Source organism: Brevundimonas sp. (genome assembly GCF_046295075.1).
Taxonomy (GTDB): domain Bacteria; phylum Pseudomonadota; class Alphaproteobacteria; order Caulobacterales; family Caulobacteraceae; genus Brevundimonas.
On sequence record NZ_JBKBOC010000010.1, the window covers coordinates 42,512 to 59,277 of the forward strand.

13 protein-coding genes are annotated in these 16,766 nt (G+C 59.4%); 8 read left to right on the plus strand and 5 right to left on the minus strand.

The window, feature by feature from the left end:
• Positions 1–91 precede the first annotated feature (91 nt).
• Positions 92–553, minus strand: a complete 462-nt coding sequence (locus ACK4MH_RS09595; RefSeq protein ID WP_409717416.1) for an Lrp/AsnC ligand binding domain-containing protein — start codon at positions 551–553, stop codon at positions 92–94.
• A gap of 110 nt (positions 554–663) precedes the next feature.
• On the opposite strand from ACK4MH_RS09595, the gene putA reads away from it, so the two are divergent.
• From putA to ACK4MH_RS09630, 7 genes are all read left to right on the plus strand, one after another.
• Positions 664–3,795 carry a bifunctional proline dehydrogenase/L-glutamate gamma-semialdehyde dehydrogenase PutA gene (gene putA, locus ACK4MH_RS09600; protein ID WP_409717418.1) on the plus strand — a complete coding sequence of 1,044 codons (3,132 nt, stop codon included), beginning with the start codon at positions 664–666 and terminating at the stop codon, positions 3,793–3,795.
• Positions 3,796–3,879: 84 nt separating this feature from the next.
• Positions 3,880–4,659 (plus strand): methyltransferase domain-containing protein, encoded by a 780-nt coding sequence (locus ACK4MH_RS09605; protein ID WP_409717420.1) that lies wholly within the window; start codon positions 3,880–3,882, stop codon positions 4,657–4,659.
• Positions 4,660–4,771: 112 nt separating this feature from the next.
• Positions 4,772–5,551: an ABC transporter permease gene (locus ACK4MH_RS09610; RefSeq protein ID WP_409717422.1), complete on the plus strand. Its 780-nt coding sequence runs from the start codon at positions 4,772–4,774 to the stop codon at positions 5,549–5,551.
• 39 nt (positions 5,552–5,590) lie between these two features.
• Positions 5,591–6,748 carry a chain-length determining protein gene (locus ACK4MH_RS09615; protein ID WP_409717424.1) on the plus strand — a complete coding sequence of 386 codons (1,158 nt, stop codon included), beginning with the start codon at positions 5,591–5,593 and terminating at the stop codon, positions 6,746–6,748.
• Entirely contained in the window at positions 6,748–7,419 is a 672-nt protein-coding gene (locus ACK4MH_RS09620; protein ID WP_409717426.1) for an ABC transporter ATP-binding protein, read from the plus strand. Before ACK4MH_RS09615 ends, ACK4MH_RS09620 begins: the two co-directional genes overlap by 1 nt.
• Entirely contained in the window at positions 7,416–8,324 is a 909-nt protein-coding gene (locus tag ACK4MH_RS09625; protein WP_409717428.1) for a hypothetical protein, read from the plus strand. Before ACK4MH_RS09620 ends, ACK4MH_RS09625 begins: the two co-directional genes overlap by 4 nt.
• 62 nt (positions 8,325–8,386) lie before the next feature.
• On the plus strand, positions 8,387–9,331 hold the full coding sequence (locus tag ACK4MH_RS09630; protein WP_409717430.1) for a methyltransferase domain-containing protein: 945 nt from the start codon (positions 8,387–8,389) through the stop codon (positions 9,329–9,331).
• Positions 9,332–9,340: 9 nt separating this feature from the next.
• Here ACK4MH_RS09630 and rfbA read toward each other — a convergent pair whose 3' ends face one another.
• The 4 genes from rfbA to rfbC are packed head-to-tail and all read right to left on the minus strand — an operon-like array spanning position 9,341 to position 12,762.
• Positions 9,341–10,213, minus strand: coding sequence for a glucose-1-phosphate thymidylyltransferase RfbA (rfbA, locus tag ACK4MH_RS09635; RefSeq protein ID WP_409717432.1), 873 nt, complete (start codon positions 10,211–10,213; stop codon positions 9,341–9,343).
• A complete protein-coding gene (rfbD, locus tag ACK4MH_RS09640; protein ID WP_409717434.1) occupies positions 10,210–11,112 on the minus strand; it encodes a dTDP-4-dehydrorhamnose reductase in 903 nt (300 codons plus the stop codon). Before rfbD ends, rfbA begins: the two co-directional genes overlap by 4 nt.
• Complete coding sequence (gene rfbB, locus ACK4MH_RS09645; RefSeq protein WP_409717436.1) at positions 11,105–12,160, minus strand: dTDP-glucose 4,6-dehydratase; 1,056 nt, start codon at positions 12,158–12,160, stop codon at positions 11,105–11,107. Before rfbB ends, rfbD begins: the two co-directional genes overlap by 8 nt.
• Positions 12,161–12,174: 14 nt before the next feature.
• Entirely contained in the window at positions 12,175–12,762 is a 588-nt protein-coding gene (rfbC, locus tag ACK4MH_RS09650; RefSeq protein ID WP_409717438.1) for a dTDP-4-dehydrorhamnose 3,5-epimerase, read from the minus strand.
• 174 nt (positions 12,763–12,936) lie between these two features.
• On the opposite strand from rfbC, the gene ACK4MH_RS09655 reads away from it, so the two are divergent.
• A complete protein-coding gene (locus tag ACK4MH_RS09655) occupies positions 12,937–16,626 on the plus strand; it encodes a glycosyltransferase (RefSeq protein WP_409717440.1) in 3,690 nt (1,229 codons plus the stop codon).
• The last annotated feature ends 140 nt before the right edge of the window (positions 16,627–16,766 follow it).

The window sequence follows — 16,766 nt, forward strand, 5'->3', positions numbered from 1 at the left end:
CCAGTAGGACGCGTCTTTAGTTTGCGGAGTTGCCGAAATCCATCATTGCGGAGGGGCGCGCAGAGGTTGTTTTGAGCTCGTCGGTCCCGCTTTAAAGCGGCAACACCGTCGTCGACTTCACTTCTTCCAGAACCGCATAGGTCCGTGTTTCGCGCACACCCGGCATGCGCACCAGCACGTCGCCCAGGAAGGCGCGATAGGCGTCCATGTCGCCGACGCGGGCCTTGATCAGATAGTCGAAGCCGCCGGCGACCATGTGGCATTCCAGCACTTCGGGCTGGCTGCGCACGGCGGCGGCGAAGGCCTCGAAGACGTCGCCGGTGGTGCGGTCCAGCAGGACCTCGACGAAGATCAGCAGGTCGCGCCCGACCTTGGCGGGGTCGATCATGGCGGCGTAGCCGGTGATGATCTTCTTCTCACGCAGGCGTCGGACCCGTTCGAAACAGGCGGCGGGCGACAGGTTGCACTGGCGCGCCAGCTCCGCATTGGACAGTCTGCCGTCGGCCTGGAGCACCCGCAGGATGCGGCGGTCGACGGGGTCTATATCGATCATCGGAAATCGAGGCTCTGCACCGAACGATCTTCGGTCACGCCTCGTATCATACGAAGCACCTTCAATGAACTCCGGCCTATACGGCGGAAATCCACAGGATTTTCCCGCCCATGACCTCGCCCGCCTTCACGCCTTCGAGCCTGGCCGCCTGGGACGGCCTGGACGCGCAGAAGTTCCGCGATGAGCGCGAGGCCGTGGCCGCCAACTTGGCCCGAACGCCGCTGGACGCCGCCGAACGCGCCGCCGTGGTAGCGGAGGCGACGGCCCTGGTCGAACACGCCCGCCGCAGTCAGAAGAAGCAGGGGGTGGTCGAAAGCTTCCTGCAGCAGTTCTCCCTGGGCACCCGCGAAGGGTTGGCCCTGATGTGTCTGGCCGAGGCCCTGCTGCGCGTGCCGGACGAGGAGACGCGCGACCGACTGATCGCCGAGAAGATCGGCTCGGCCGACTGGGCCAGCCATCTGGGCCAGTCCGACAGCCTGTTCGTCAACGCCTCGACCTGGGGCCTGATGTTGACCGGCAAGCTGGTGGACGTGGACGACGAGGCGCGCAGCGACCTGTCCGGCTTCCTGAAACGGATCGCCGGACGGCTGGGCGAGCCGGTCATCCGCCAGGCCGTGGCGACGGCGGTCAAGATCATGGGCGAACAGTTCGTGGTCGGCCGCACCATCCAGGGGGCGTTGAAACGGTCGAACAAGGAGGGCTGGCTGTGCAGTTTCGACATGCTGGGCGAGGGCGCCCGCACCGTCGCCGACGCAGACCGGTACGAGAAGATCTACGCCGACGCCATCGAGGCGGTGGGCAAGACCTCGAAGGGCCAGGGACCGGAACACGGTCATGGCGTGTCGGTGAAACTGTCGGCCCTGTCGCCCCGCTATGAGGCGGCGCATGAGGACGACGTCTGGGCGACCCTCTATCCCCGGATCCTGCGCCTGGCCCAGATCGCGGCCAGATACGACATCAACTACACGATGGACGCCGAAGAGGCGGACCGCCTTGCTCTGTCGCTGAAACTGCTGGACCGGCTGGCGCATGAACCCAGCCTGGGCGGCTGGACCGGCCTGGGTCTGGCGGTTCAAGCCTATCAGAAGCGGGGTCTGGAGACGATCGAACGGGTCGCCAACCTGGCGCGTCGCTCGGGCCGCCGCCTGATGGTGCGCCTGGTCAAGGGCGCCTATTGGGACACCGAGATCAAGCGCGCCCAGGTCTTCGGCCGCACGGACTACCCCGTCTATACGACCAAGGCGGCGACCGACCTGAACTACCTCGTCTGCGCACGCGCCATGATCAAGGCAGCGCCGGCGATCTACAGCCAGTTCGCCAGCCACAACGCCCACACCCTGGCCGCCGTGCGGCGCATGGCGCGTGACCAGGGCGTCACCGTCGAACACCAGCGCCTGCACGGCATGGGCGAGGCGCTCTACGACGCCGCGCGCGAGGCCTGGGCCGATGAGACTGTCATCGTGCGCGCCTACGCTCCGGTCGGCGGGCATGAGGAACTGCTCCCCTATCTGGTGCGGCGCCTGCTGGAAAACGGCGCCAACTCCTCCTTCGTCCACGCCCTGCTGGACGAGCGCGTACCCGCCTCGGCCGTCGCGGCCGATCCCATTTTTCTGGTCGAGCAAGCGCCCGACCGTCACCCCAAGATTCCGGTTCCGCAAGACATGTACGGCGATCGTCAGAACTCCCTCGGCCGCGACTACTCCCAGGCCGCCGACCGTGAAGCCCACGCCAAGGCGCTGGAGCTCGTCGATCGCGAAAAGCTGACCTCCGGCCCCATCGTCGGCGGCAAGCTGCGCGCCGGGATCGACGCCCAGGCCGTGACCAATCCCTTCGACCGGTCACAGGTGCTCGGCCATGTCTCCGAAGCCGAGGCGGCCGACATCGACGCCGCCGTCGAGGCTGCCGCGCGCGCCCAGATCCAGTGGGACCGTCAGGGCGGCGCCAAACGCGCCGTCGTCCTGCGCGCCATGGCCGACGCGCTGGAAGCCGATCTTGACCGCCTGGTCGCCCTGCTCAGCCGCGAGGCCGGCAAGACCCTGAACGACGGCGTCGCCGAGGTGCGCGAGGCCGCCGATTTCTGCCGCTACTACGCCCCGCTGGCCGAGCGCGACTTCACCGTTCCCCAGACGCTGAAGGGCCCCACGGGCGAGACCAATCAGCTGATCCTGCACGGGCGCGGCGTCTTCGCCTGTATCTCGCCGTGGAACTTCCCCCTGGCCATCTTCACCGGCCAGATCGCGGCCGCCCTGGCCGCCGGAAACGCTGTCCTGGCCAAGCCGGCCGAACAGACGCCGCTGATCGCCGCCGAGGCCGTGCGCCTGTATCACAAGGCGGGGCTGAACCCGGACCTGCTGGCCCTGGTCCCGGGTCGCGGCGAGACGGTGGGCGCAGCCCTGGTCACGCATCCGGGGATCGACGGCGTCGCCTTCACCGGCGGCACCGACACGGCCGCCGCGATCAACCGCTCCATCGCCGCCCGCCCCGGCGCCATCATCCCCTTCATCGCCGAGACCGGCGGCCTGAACGGCATGTTCATCGACACCACGGCGCTGAAGGAACAGGTCATCGACGACGTGATCCAGTCGGCCTTCGGCTCGGCCGGCCAGCGCTGCTCGGCCCTGCGCGTCCTCTATGTGCCCAAGGATTCGGCCGACGCCTTGATCGAGGGCCTGAAGGGCGCCTTGGCCGTTCAGACCGTCGGCGATCCCGCCGATCCCAAGACCGACATCGGCCCCGTCATCGACCCGGAATCGCGCCGCGCATTGGAAGCTCACGTCGAACGCCTGTCGAAGGAAGCGAAGATGATCGCCCGCGCCGACCTGCCGCTCGGCGCCGAAAAAGGCGACCTGTTCGCCCCCACCATCGCCGAAATCCCCACGCCCGACTTCCTGGAACGCGAGGTGTTCGGCCCGATCCTGCACATCTACCGCTATGCCCCGTCCGACCTGAAGGCGGTTGCCGGCAAGCTGGCCGCGCGCGGCTACGGCCTGACCCTGGGCGTCCACAGCCGCATCGAAGCCTTCGCCGCCGAAGTGGTCGATCTGGTCCCCGCCGGCAACGTCTATGTGAACCGCTCGATCACCGGCGCGGTGGTCGGGGTTCAGCCGTTCGGCGGTGAAGGATTGTCGGGCACCGGCCCCAAGGCGGGCGGCCCCAACAGCCTTATCCGTTATGCTGCAGAAAAGGCGATCAGCGTGAACATCGCCGCCCAAGGCGGGGACCCGGCGCTATTGAATTTGTGAAGTCTTCGAACACTTGGCGGTTTTGACGGGTTTGCCGCAGCCCTCCGAGTTGTTAAGGAGTGCAAGATTTTGATGGGATCAAGTATGTTTGGACGCGGTACGACGAAGACCAAGGGCTTTGGCAGCCAAGAGAGAAATTCTCTTCTTGCCGAGATTCGCGACCTGAAAGCCGCGCTAGCGCGTCGGGACGACCAGCCGCATTTCGTGACGGATTATACCGCTTACGTTCGTGAGCTGATGGAGCGTCATTCGCTTGACGACGCTATGTCGTACGCAGTTGGCGGGTCCTATGATCTTACGGGGTCGCTGTTGGTTGAGGTGCTGGAGCGAGCAGGCTTACGAGACGGCATGTCGGTGGTTGACCTTGGGTGCGGAAGCGGGCGCTTGGCAAAGCACCTTGGCCTCAAGTTTGAAAACCTAGAATATCTCGGCATTGATATCGTTCAGGAGCTTTTAGACTACGCCCGCAGTCAGTCGCCGGCTGAGTATCGTTTTCTTCTCAATCATGACCTGACACTGCCTGCCCCAGACGCCTCTGCGGACATGGTGGCGATCTTCAGTGTGGTGACCCATTTGCTTCATCAGGAGAGTTATCTCTACCTTGAGCAGGCACGGCGCGTTCTTCGGCCTGGCGGACGAGTGGTGTTTTCGTTCCTAGAGAGTGAGGGCAACTGGCCGATCTTCAGGGGGATGGTGGATCGCGCGCGTGCCGGACAAAAAGACGATCAGTTGAACATGTTTACCGAGCGGTCTCAGATTGAGGTTTGGGCCAGGCATCTTAATATGTGGGTCGTCAGCTACGATTACGGATTGCCGCACACGGGCGATGGCCAGACAGTTGCTGTGTTCGAAAGAGGCAGTTGATCAAAATCTCCGCCTGCTTACCGAACCTCTTGTTTAAGGCCGTAGCGTCGCTATTGTCGCTCCAATCTGTGGCGCAGCGCGCTGGTGTAACCGTGGACCTTGGTGTCAATAGATGAGTACGCCGGTTTCGGTTCCAAAGAACAGCCGCATTATCGGCGCCTTAATGATGCGGGAAACCATAACCCGCTTCGGACGTGAGGGGCTCGGGTTTGCTTGGCTAATCGGCGAGCCACTGCTGTTTTGCCTCGGCGTCTTGATTATGTGGTCTATCATCAAGCCGGCTTATGAACATGGCGTTCGTCTCGGCCCATTTGTGATGACGGGCTACATGTGTCTTTTGCTACTCCGTCACCAGATCAGCTACTCTCAGAATGCGATTCAAGGCAATATAGGGCTTCTCTTTCACAGGCAGATAAAAGTTCTGCATGTGTTCTTGGCGCGAAATCTTTTAGAATTCATGGGGGCCTCGGCGGCCTTTATGATTGTTTACGTCGTTTTGGCTGCGTTGGGCCAGGTGACTTGGCCGCATGATATTCTCTTAGTTTACGTTGGATGGGTGATACTAGCCTTAATCAGTTCAGGGCTTGCCATGACTCTGGCCGCTTTGGCGCTGCGGTGGGAAGTTATGGAGCGGCTTGTTCCACTTCTCACCTACGCCCTCATTCCGTTGTCGGGTGCGTTTTTTATGGTCGACTGGTTGCCGCACCGCTTTCAGGAGATGTACCTGCTCATTCCCATTCCTCATGGCATAGAGATGGTTCGGGCGGGAGTGTTTGGCGAGTTTGTCAAAACCCACTACCACGTTGGCTACGCGCTCACTTGGGCCTGCATTTTGAACTTCCTTGCTTTGATTCTTCTCGCTGACGCGAGGGACCGTGTTGATGTGGAATAACCTGTTACCGCACGCCAACAGCATGGCGATGGACCTTTTATGACCGAGCCCAAACTCAACTACATTGGCCCACTCCCCCAGGCGCTGACCTACGATCGCAAGGTGCCATTGTGGCGTCGGATTCCACTCGGCTTCCTTATCGTTGTCGTGCTGCCTACCCTCTTGGCCTCAATCTATTTCTTGCTGATCGCGTCTCCGCTTTATGTGTCCGAGGCACGATTTATCGTTAGGTCCGCCGGCCATTCGCCCAGCGCCTTTGGAGTCGCCTTGCAAGGCGTTGGTCTATCCTCCGGTCAAACCGATGCGTTCGCCGTCCACGAATACATTACGTCCTCAGACGGTTTGAGCGATCTCCAACGGCGGTTCGATGTCGCACAGGTTCTCAATCGCCCAGGAGCAGATATTCTTTCGCGCTATCCCCGTCCGGGGGAGAGCCGGAGCGGGGAGGGCCTCCAGAAGGCGCTCAAGCGTTTTGTTACTGTCGGATACGATTCAACGACGGGAATCAGTACGCTGAGAGTGGAAGCATTTCGTCCTAAAGACGCCCAGGCCCTCGCATCTGCGATGTTGGACGGCGGCGAGACCTTGGTTAACCGCCTGAATGCGCGTTCGGTACAGGATGCGGTCGCGGATTCGCGGTTAGCCCGTGAGACTGCGATGACGCGTTTGACGGAAACTCAGCAAAAACTGACGGCCTTCCGCAACCGGGAAGAATTCATCGACCCTGAAAGCGCCGTTGCGGAAAATGCGCAATTGATTGGTCAGTTGAACGCCACAGTCGCCCAGCTGCGCGCCGAACGCAGCCAGCTCGCCGCCCAGGCGCCTCAAAGCCCACAGCTTTCCATCATCGACTCGCGAATCGCCGCCTACGAACGGCAGGTTCAAGCGGAGCGCGCCAAGATGTCAGGTGGAGCCGGCACTCTTGCGCCTCGCGTCGGGGCTTATGAGGAGCTGACGTTCAACAGGGAGTTGGCGACACGGGAGCTGGCAGCAACGACGACGGCCCTGCTTGCGGCGGAACAGGATGCGCGCAGACAGCAGGTCTATCTCGAGCGCGTGGTTTCTCCCAGTTTGCCGGACTCATCGACAGAGCCGCGACGCTGGCTGTCGATCCTTGCCGTCTTTGCGACAACCCTTCTGCTTTATGGTCTAGGATGGCTGATCTGGGCCGGTGTTCGCGAGCATAGGCAGGACTGATGTCGTCGCCTCTGCAGCCGGGGCTAAGGGTTGAAGACGTCAGTCTGACCTACCGGACGGCCCATAGACCCGTCTTTCAAAACCTTTCCTTCGACTTGTCGAAAGGGGGGCGGTTAGCCTTGTTGGGGCGCAATGGACAGGGAAAGTCGACGCTAATCAAGCTTCTCGGCGGCATAATGTCGCCGTCGAGCGGCCGGATCAGCTGGGGCATGAGCCAGTCATGGCCAATCGGCTTCAACGGAGGGTTCCAAGGCAGCCTATCCGGCTTGGACAACATTCGCTTCCTCGCGCGTATATACGGTCGTGACTTCACGGAAGTGAGGGAACGTGTCGATGATTTCGCCGAACTGGGGCGATCTCTCCGTCTTCCTGTTCGGCACTACTCCTCTGGCATGAGGGCTCGGTTGGCATTTGGCCTGTCGCTGGCTATCGAGTTCGATTGTTATTTGATTGATGAGCTTGTCGCCGTCGGCGACGCGCGGTTCCAGCGGAAATGCCAGTATGAATTGTTCGAACAACGAGCAAATCGGGCTTTTCTCATGGCCTCCCACGACACGGGTCTAATCCAGTCCAACTGCGACCGTGCGCTTCTCATCGAGGGCGGTAAGGCGAAAGTCTTCGAGGATATCAACGAGGCGGTTGAAATCTACAAATGGTTGAGGACAGCGTGATCCGTTCTGATGAAGAGGCGGGATGGATGAATCGTTGTGTCCTTCTCGGATCGATCAGGCAGGTTGAAGGTTGGACATCAGCGTTGCGGATCGCTGCGGCTGCCGGTCAAGCCGAGGTGGTGTTTTTGGAGGACAGACCTTCCAGCCGAAGTGATGGAGATAGGAATCGGATTTTTGTATCCTCCGACCACCGTAACTTTGTCACCACGCCAGAATGTGCGCGTGTTTCGATACTCGATGGCCTCGAACGGTTTTCGGGTCTGGACCTCATACCCTCGGACGACGCGCGCGTTCATGTGATCGAAATCACCCGACATGCGGTTGAGGCCCAGGAATGGGCGAAGGGCGGAGTGGTAGTGACCAGCGCTGCTGCTGATGCAGCGCGTAATGGATCGCCGCTGCAGTTCGTGGGTCTTGAGGTTGCTCCGCCCTCCCTTGACCCCTCTGGAACCGGAGAAGGGGATATCCAAGCCGCTCAGTCCCTAACCTACATTGGTGCGGATGTTGGATCGGCTCCAACACGGTGGGGGCCGCGTCTATTCATTTACGATAGGCTGCCTTTGGTCCTGTCTGGCGACGAAGCTTTACTGGATATGACGGGGCCGCCGCGACCCTTGCTAAGGGGGCCCTATCTATGGGCGCCGAAAGGGCGGTGGCGCATCTCTGCTGAAATATCGTTCGATGAGGATGCAGCCTCGCACGAGTTTCAGTTCCGGTGGGGCCCGCCGCTTACTCCTACTATACATAACGTTAGGCCGGACAAGTCTGGTCGTTACGAAGTCGTGCTTGAGGCTGACTGGCCTGAGATCGATGGAATGGAGTTCACGATCACTGTTGTGCACGGTTGTGTGGGCGGTGAAGTCGGCTTCGGCGGCGCAAAAGTTGCTTTTGTAGATTTGAGATAGCCGCGCGCGGGGTTGAGCGCGACGCTAGTTATGGTTGAGGGCCGACCGAAAAGCTCGTACGAATGTGGCTCGGCTATCCTGGTTCGGAATGGCGGGGGATCGGCATGAACACGTTTGCGGACAGTCCATCTTGGGCTCCTAGCAGTTATCGAGATGTCCACCTAACGAGGGGCGCGGATCTCCTTGGAATTGGCTTAGAGATCGGGGCCGCGAATAATCCCATCCTCGGTTCTGCACGGTGCAAGTTTGTCGATTATGCGGATACCGATACGATAAAAGACCGCCTTAGAAATTCCGGGTACGCCCACGCGGACAGCGTCGTCGACATCGACTATGTTTGGCCTGGGTCTGGATCGTTATCTGCTGTCGTGGGAAGCCAGCGATTCCAATATGCAATAGCAAGTCATGTAATCGAACATGTCCCAAATCCACTTGGCTGGTTTCGCGGCGTTGGAGAGGTCTTGATCCCTGGAGGGGTCTTCAACCTCGCTATACCAGACAAAAGGTTCACTTTCGACATAGCTTGTCCCGAGAGTTCCTTGGGGGAGTTGATCGAGGCTGATCTCCAGTCGTTTGTTCGGCCTAGTGCAAGACAAGTCTTTGATTCCTGCTACTACGGAAAGGCCGTAGAGCCAGGAGAGCCTTGGTTTTCAGATATCGACCTCTCAAATACGCCGCCGTATTCAGGAGCAATCGCGCCACAGCTTGCGTTCGATCAGGCACGACGCGCCATTGATGGCGAATACTTCGATAGCCACTGTTGGGCTTTCACTCCACGGTCTTTCTTAAATTTGTTGACCGGGGCATGTGGTCTTGGTCTGTTTGATTATCTTCTCCGAGATTTCCATCCGACTATCGAAGGGAAGTTCGAATTCTTTTTGAGTTTGGAGAAACCTCCAACTGTTATTGACCGCGCAGAGCTTCGGAAACTCCAGTTGGATCAGTTGGCGTTTTTCCAACTCGCCATTTCAAACAGAGATCGGATATTTCGGCTACTTGCGGAGTAAATCAGCATCCTATTTGGCCTCCTGGAGTCGACTCCGCAGATATAAACCATAAGTGCTCTTACCGAGATTGGCAGCGAGCTTTTCCAGCTGGTTTGCGTCGATGAAGCCCTTCTGGAAAGCGATTTCCTCAGGACAGGCAATCTTGAATCCTTGGCGTTTTTCCAAGACGCGGACGAACTCGGCGGCTTCCAGCAAACTGTCGGGTGTGCCCGTGTCGAGCCAAGCGTAGCCGCGCCCCATGATCTCGACCGACAGCTTGTCCCGTTCGAGATAGATGCGGTTTACGTCGGTGATCTCGAGCTCGCCACGGGGCGATGGCTTCAAGTCGCGGGCGATCTTGACGGCGTCGGCGTCGTAGAAATAGAGGCCCGTCACGGCCCAGTTCGAGCGCGGCGCCCGGGGCTTTTCCTCGATCGACAGGGCCCGCATGTTGCCGTCGAACTCGACCACACCGTAACGTTCCGGATCGTTGACGTGATAGGCGAACACCGTCGCCCCCCCCGACCGGCTCATGGCCGAGGTGAACAGGTCGGTGATGCCGTGGCCGTAGTAGATGTTGTCGCCCAGGATCAGGGCCGAGGGATTGTCGCCGACGAAGTCCGCGCCGATGATGTAGGCTTGGGCCAGACCGTCGGGACTGGGCTGGACCGCATACTGGATCTCCATGCCCCACTGCGAGCCGTCACCGAGCAGAGCCTGGAAGCTGGGCACGTCGCGCGGTGTGGAGATGATCAGCACCTCGCGGATGCCGGCCAGCATCAAAGTCGACAGCGGATAATAGATCATCGGCTTGTCGTAGACCGGCATCAGCTGCTTGGAGGTGACCAGTGTCATCGGATGCAGGCGGGTGCCCGATCCTCCGGCCAGGATGATGCCCTTCATGGGAGGGTCCTTTCGGCGTGGAGTTCGTGGACGATCTCGGCAACGGCGGCCTGCCACGGGCGGGGCGCGATACCGTAGTCACGGGTCAGTTTCTCGGTCGACAGGCGCGAATTGGTCGGGCGCCGGGCCGGTGTCGGGTATTCGGATGCGGGGATGGCCTCGACCGTGGCGGACGGGCCGCCGGTTGCGGCGCTGAGGGCGAAAATCTCGCTGGCCAGTCCGGCCCAGGTCGTCTCGCCGGCATTGACGAACTGATAGACGCCGGTGGGGGCGTCCGCGTCGGCGATCATCGTCAGGGCGATGGTCTTCAGCGCCTGGGCGATGTCGCGCGCCGAGGTCGGGCAGCCGTGCTGATCGCCTACCACCCGCAGCGCCGGCCGGTCGGCTGCGAGCCGCAGCATGGTCTTGAGGAAGTTGGCGCGGTGGACGCTCAACACCCAGGCCGTCCTCAGCACGACCGAGCGGGGATTGCCGGCGCGCACCGCCAGTTCGCCGGCCAGCTTGGATGCGCCATAGACACCCAGCGGGCCGACCGGATCGGTCTCGACATAGGGACCGTCCTTGGACCCGTCGAACACATAGTCGGTCGAGACCTGGATCAGCGGGATCCCGGCCTCGCGCGTGGCGTCGGCCAGGACCGCCGGCCCCATGGCGTTGGCGGCGAAGGCGGCGGCGACCTCGCTCTCGGCCTTGTCCACGGCGGTGTGGGCGCCGGAGTTGATCACGGCGGCGTAGGGGGTGGCGGCGAAGGCGGCGCGCACCGAGGCGGCGTCGCCCAGATCCAGCTCCGCCCGAGTCAGGGCGTGCAGCACGACGCCTTCCGGCCAGGCGGCGGCCTGGAGCTCCAGTCCTACCTGACCGGCCCCGCCCGTGATCAGGATGTGGATCGGATCAGCCATTGGCGACACCCAGACGCTGGGTCGAATAGCGGGCGTCCAGAATGTCTTGCCACCAGAACTGGTTCTCCAGATACCAGGTCACGGTCCGCTCGATCCCCTCCTCGAAGGTCACCGACGGGGTCCAGTCCAGATCGGAGCGAATTTTGGAGGCGTCGATAGCGTAGCGATGGTCGTGGCCCGGCCGGTCGGTCACATAGGTGATCTGGTCAGCGTATTGCCCCTCGGCCTTGGGCCGCAACCGGTCCAGGATCGAGCAGATGGCCGTGACCACCTCGATATTCTTACGCTCGGCATTGCCCCCAACATTATAGGTCTCGCCCGGCGCGCCGGTCTCGAACACGGCTTGAAGCGCGCGGGCGTGGTCGTCGACGAACAGCCAGTCGCGCACGTTCGACCCGTCGCCATAGACCGGCAGGGGCTCGCCGTTCAGGGCGCGGATGATGATCAGCGGGATCAGCTTCTCGGGGAAATGATAGGGGCCGTAGTTGTTGGAGCAGTTGGTCACCAGCACGGGCAGGCCGTAGGTGTGGCCCCAGGCGCGCACCAGATGATCCGACCCCGCCTTGGACGCCGAATAGGGCGAGCGCGGATCATAGGGGGTGGTCTCGGTGAAGAAGCCGTCCTCGCCCAGCGAGCCAAACACCTCGTCGGTCGAGATGTGGTGGAAGCGGAACGCCGCCTTGGCGTCCTCGTCCAGGCCGCGCCAGTAACCCAGCGCCTGGTTCAGCATGACGAAGGTGCCGACCATATTGGTCTGGATGAACTCGCCCGGCCCGTCGATCGACCGATCGACATGGCTCTCGGCCGCCAGGTGGGCGACCACGTCCGGCCTGAATTCTTGCAGGGCCTTGGACACCGCGTCTGCGTCGCAGATGTCAGCCTGAACGAAAGAATAGCGATTGCTGGACGCCACGGGTTCCAGCGAACTGAGCACGCCCGCATAGGTCAGCTTGTCGAACACCAGAACTTCGTGGTCCGTGTGCTCAATAAGGTGCCGCACCAGCGCCGAGCCGATAAAACCGGCGCCGCCGGTGACCAGAATACGCATTAAGGGTTTCTCCGTCAGAGCGAGGGCAGCGGCTCAAGCGGCCGGCCGTCATACTCAAAGGGGCTGTCGAACTCAGCCAGGGTCGGCAGAAGTTTGTCCTTGTCAGACAACACAGCCCCCGAACCCGGTAAAGGCCATTCAATGCCGATCATAGGATCGTTCCAGATGATGCCGCCGTCGCAGTCCGGGGCATAGAGGCCTGATACCTTATAGGCGATTTCTACATCAGGCTCGAGCGTGACGAACCCGTGGGCAAACCCGACAGGTACAAACAACTGCTCGCCGCCCGCGGCGGTCAATTCGGCGGCGACATACTGACCATAAGTCGGCGAACCTCGACGCACATCCACGGCGTAATCCATGATCGACCCGCGTACGCAGCGCACCAGCTTAGCCTGGGCATGCGGCGGACGCTGAAAGTGCAACCCACGGACCGTGCCTTCCGTCGCCGAAAACGACTGATTGTCTTGTACGAATCGCACGTCGATGCCTGCCGCCAGCGCTGCGACCTCAGAATAGGTTTCCATGAACCAACCCCGAGAATCGCCGAACCGACGGGGCTGAAGGACGACTGGACTGATGCTCAAGTTGCAATATCCCATGTTTCCTCCGGGGTATCGCCTGCCCATGGCGGTGACAAGGCAAAGGGTGAGCTTTTGCGACGTGGTGCTAGTTGTAAGCTGCACAGGCTTCGCTGAATGGCCTGAAATTAGGAGGGTTGCATCCCAACTCACGATTAGGTTTAGGAGTGCGGGCAAGATTCGAAGGGTCACACGATGAAACGTAACCAAAGCGGAGCAGCTTCCGGTTTTGACCCAGATTTCTACCGTAGGCGGTATTCAGATCTTGGCGGTTTGTCGGATCGACAAGCATTGGCGCACTATGAAAGCCATGGCCGTTTGGAAGGTCGAAAACCGAACGCCAAAGCTCGATTCGAAGACAGTTCGCTCATGGCGTCGCTACCGCCGCTGTTCTCAATTGGTGAATATCGCCGCCTGAACCCGGACGTCGATAAAGCGATCGACGACGATTGGGATGTCTATTTGCACTACATCCGTCACGGACGTGACGAGAAGCGTCCCTTCTCGAATTTAGACCCCAAGTTTTATTCTGAAATCTATATGGGGGCAGGCTTTTGGAGCGACAGCGACATTGGTGCGCACTTTCGGGAGAACGAAAAAAAGACGGGCTTCCATGCGTCCTTCCCTGAATTTCTTAGCGCAAACAACGTCAAATATAATGCGTGGCAAGAGAATTTTTCCGATCGCGCATTCTCACTACTGAACTTTGATTGGCTAGGAGAATCTGTTGAGGGCGCAAAGGCCAAAGTCCGCTTTATAACCGAAGGTATCGCTAGGCTTGCCGACTTCAGTTTCACGAAGCGCTTCGATCTAAACTTCTATCGCGAAGTCCACCCCTTGCTGGCCGGCGCGCCGCCGGAGACCGCTTATCGCCATTGGCTATTCGAGGGCATGGAGCGAGGCGAGCCTGGCTCGCCCAAGGAATGGATGGCCGTGCATGGCCTGGATCTGCTTGCCTATCCGCAAGGCTTTGTGTGGGAAGAATATGCCGCAGCTCATCTTGAAAGCAGAGACCGGCAGAACCGTTGGGTGGCGCTTAAGCACCTGCTCGATCACGATCCCATGGGAGCTTCTACATGGCCAGTGCTGGGCGAGGAGGCCGAGTCCTTCCTGCTGGCGATTGCGCGGTTCAGGCTATCGAAGCATGATCATGCCGCTGCTGTAGGCGCGCTGCAGCGCGCCATCGCTATGGGCTTCGAGACGCCTGCGATCTCGCATGCGATGGGCGACGCCTATCATGGTCTGGGGCTTTGGGGCGCTGCCTCTGACCATTACAACAAGGCGAACAGTGCGGGTGATCCCAAACTCTGGTCCGTAGTGCTTGGCGCCGAGACTGCGGCCAAGGCTGGAAAAACGACCGACGCGCTCGCTGTGCTTCTCAGCACAAAAGCGGAATTCGGCGGCGAGCAGCCTTGGCTTTCCACCCTAGACTCAGTCATTGCCCAAGAATTTCAGTACGCGACAGTCAAGGCGCGAGCGCTCTACAGCGTTGAGCGACGGGCTGAAGGTGACGAGGTGATGGAAGATTCTGTGAAATGGATCTCTGACGCATTTGAGCGAGGGTTAGACTTTCCGGCAGCAATTAATAGCAAAAAGAAAAAAGTTATTATATTTGCTAATAAAAGCCTCGACCAATGCACATACTATAGGGTCGATCAGAAAAAATACCTTTTCGATCTTAATGGTTGGGATTTTGAAATAATAGAGTGGTCAGAATCTGGCGATTTTCTAAGTTCTATTTCAGACGCTTCGGCGTGTATTTTCTATAGGGTTCCTGCGTTCCCATCTGTGATACGCTGCATTTTGCAGGCAAAACGACTTGGGTTGAAGACATACTACGAGATTGATGATCTAATATTTGATGCGGAAAATTACCCTGATGCATTCGAAAGCTTCCAAGGGCAGATTGATCGGGGAATTTATCAGGGATTGATATACGGGACGACATTGTATCGTTCCGCTATGCGGCTTTGCGAATACGGCATTGCTTCCACGCCTACGCTTGCTGCGCGCATGGGCGCAGAAGTCGTATCCAAAGAGTGTTTTGTCGTCCGCAATGGTCTCGATCCGCGCAACGTCTTTGGTGACGGTCGTAGTGCCAGGCGACGAGGAGACGGAAAGGTTAGGATTGTCTACGGATCTGCAACCCTAGCGCATAATCAAGATTTTCACGACATCGCCGGCCATGCAATTCGACACGTATTAGACACCTTCCCGCAAGTCGAGTTTGTTGTCGTGGGCCATTTGGCGCTGGATGATAGTTTTTCTCATTACGCAGACCGTATAATCAAGGTCGACTTGATCCGAGATCCGGTAGCGTTTTGGTCCCTACTGTCGACGATGGATATAAATCTTGCGGTCCTTTCTCCCGGATTGATGACGGACTGCAAGAGCGAGATTAAGTGGCTGGAGGCGGCTATACTTGGCGTTCCGTCAGTTGTGAGTGCAACCACCACTTATAATGAGGTCATTGAAAACGGAGTGACGGGCCTGCTGGCGCGAACCCCCGAGCAATGGACGCAAGCGCTTAGCATGCTTGTGGGGGATGAAGCCCTTCGCCATCAGATAGGTGAGGCGGCCCGTGAAGAAGCGCTGAGAAGCTACAGCGCTGAAGCGGGCGCGGTGGCTATGGCGAACGCCTTGAAACCTGCGCTGCCGCGCAAAGATGAGACGAATATTAAACGTATTCTCCTGGTGAATGTATTTTTCCCACCACAATCTATTGGTGGTGCGACCCGCGTAGTCGCCGATAATCTGGATTATCTATCTGCGAGCGGAAATTTTGAGTTTGCCGTCGCAACGACGGACTACGATGCGCGGCCTGATTATCGAGAAAGGATGGATTCCTATAACGGAAAAACTGTTTTTAGAATCGCTCCACCCTTCGAACATAATCTGGACTGGAAATATTCAGATAAGCGTATGGAGGAGTGGTTTGGCCGTGTGGTAGCGCAGTTCGAACCAGATCTTGTGCATTTCCATTGCATTCAAAGGATAACGTCCTCGGCTATCGACGTGTGCCGGTCAAATAACGTCCCTTATATTGTGAGCGTCCATGACGGCTGGTGGTTGTCTGACTATCAGTTTCTGTTCGACGAGCAGGCCAGAATGAGGACTCCAGGCGATGAGGTTCGTCTGGGTCCAAAGCCTCCTTTAAAGCTCTCTGACAGTCTCCAGCGACTGGCCTACCTTCGCGATGCCCTGGAGGGCGCCGAGGAGATACTGACCCCGTCGCTTAACTTCCAAAAAATTTACAGGGATGCGGGATTCGCCAACGTATCGGCACTGAGCAACGGTCTGCCGAATGTCGCGGTCGCTCAGCGCACGCGCTCAAAAACTGGCCGCGTCCGGCTCGCCCATATCGGTGACACGTCACCTCACAAGGGCTTTGATTTGGTGGAGGCGGCCCTGAGGCAGGGGGAGTTCGAAAATGTCGAACTTTTGGCGCTTTCGCACGCCCAGCCTGCGGAACACAAATCCACAGTCACTTGGGGTAAAACGGAGGTGACTTTCTCGGGGCGAATTCGGCAGACAGCAGTTCCAAACCTCTATGCGAACATTGATGTACTTTTGGCGCCGTCAGCTTGCGTCGAAAGCTATGGCCTTGTCACCAGAGAAGCCAATGCCGCTGGTGTGTGGGTTGTGGCGAGCGACAGGGGTGCGATTGGAGAAGATGTCAGGCCCGATGTGGATGGGTTTATAGTCGACGTGTCGTCACCAGCGGCTTTAGCGGCTGTTTTGGACAAAATTAATAATGATCCGGAAACCTATCTTCGGCCGGCGCCCAGGAATGAAGCGATCAGAAGCTCAAAGGAACAGGCCGAGCAATTGATCCAAATCTATAGCCAGCTCACCGTAGACGGAGATCGTCACCTAGGATCTTGATTATCCGAGCAACCGGATAGCAGTTGGTAAGCACGTCTTATTGAGTCGTTTCGGACAATTACCAGCTCACTTTGACGGGGAGGGCGGCGTGCGTGCTCGCCAGGATGCCCTCCCTGCATTGGAGAGCCGTAAAAAATATG

What these genes read in the sequence shown, in the direction of transcription:
- rfbB (WP_409717436.1), bottom strand. Translation starts at nt 12,160, where the DNA reads ATGCGTATTCTGGTCACCGGCGGCGCCGGTTTTATCGGCTCGGCGCTG.
- ACK4MH_RS09615 (WP_409717424.1), top strand. Translation starts at nt 5,591, where the DNA reads ATGACCGAGCCCAAACTCAACTACATTGGCCCACTCCCCCAGGCGCTG.
- ACK4MH_RS09595 (WP_409717416.1), bottom strand. Translation starts at nt 553, where the DNA reads ATGATCGATATAGACCCCGTCGACCGCCGCATCCTGCGGGTGCTCCAG.
- ACK4MH_RS09630 (WP_409717430.1), top strand. Translation starts at nt 8,387, where the DNA reads ATGTGGCTCGGCTATCCTGGTTCGGAATGGCGGGGGATCGGCATGAAC.
- rfbD (WP_409717434.1), bottom strand. Translation starts at nt 11,112, where the DNA reads ATGGCTGATCCGATCCACATCCTGATCACGGGCGGGGCCGGTCAGGTA.
- ACK4MH_RS09610 (WP_409717422.1), top strand. Translation starts at nt 4,772, where the DNA reads ATGAGTACGCCGGTTTCGGTTCCAAAGAACAGCCGCATTATCGGCGCC.
- ACK4MH_RS09605 (WP_409717420.1), top strand. Translation starts at nt 3,880, where the DNA reads ATGTTTGGACGCGGTACGACGAAGACCAAGGGCTTTGGCAGCCAAGAG.
- rfbA (WP_409717432.1), bottom strand. Translation starts at nt 10,213, where the DNA reads ATGAAGGGCATCATCCTGGCCGGAGGATCGGGCACCCGCCTGCATCCG.
- ACK4MH_RS09620 (WP_409717426.1), top strand. Translation starts at nt 6,748, where the DNA reads ATGTCGTCGCCTCTGCAGCCGGGGCTAAGGGTTGAAGACGTCAGTCTG.
- putA (WP_409717418.1), top strand. Translation starts at nt 664, where the DNA reads ATGACCTCGCCCGCCTTCACGCCTTCGAGCCTGGCCGCCTGGGACGGC.
- ACK4MH_RS09655 (WP_409717440.1), top strand. Translation starts at nt 12,937, where the DNA reads ATGAAACGTAACCAAAGCGGAGCAGCTTCCGGTTTTGACCCAGATTTC.
- rfbC (WP_409717438.1), bottom strand. Translation starts at nt 12,762, where the DNA reads ATGGGATATTGCAACTTGAGCATCAGTCCAGTCGTCCTTCAGCCCCGT.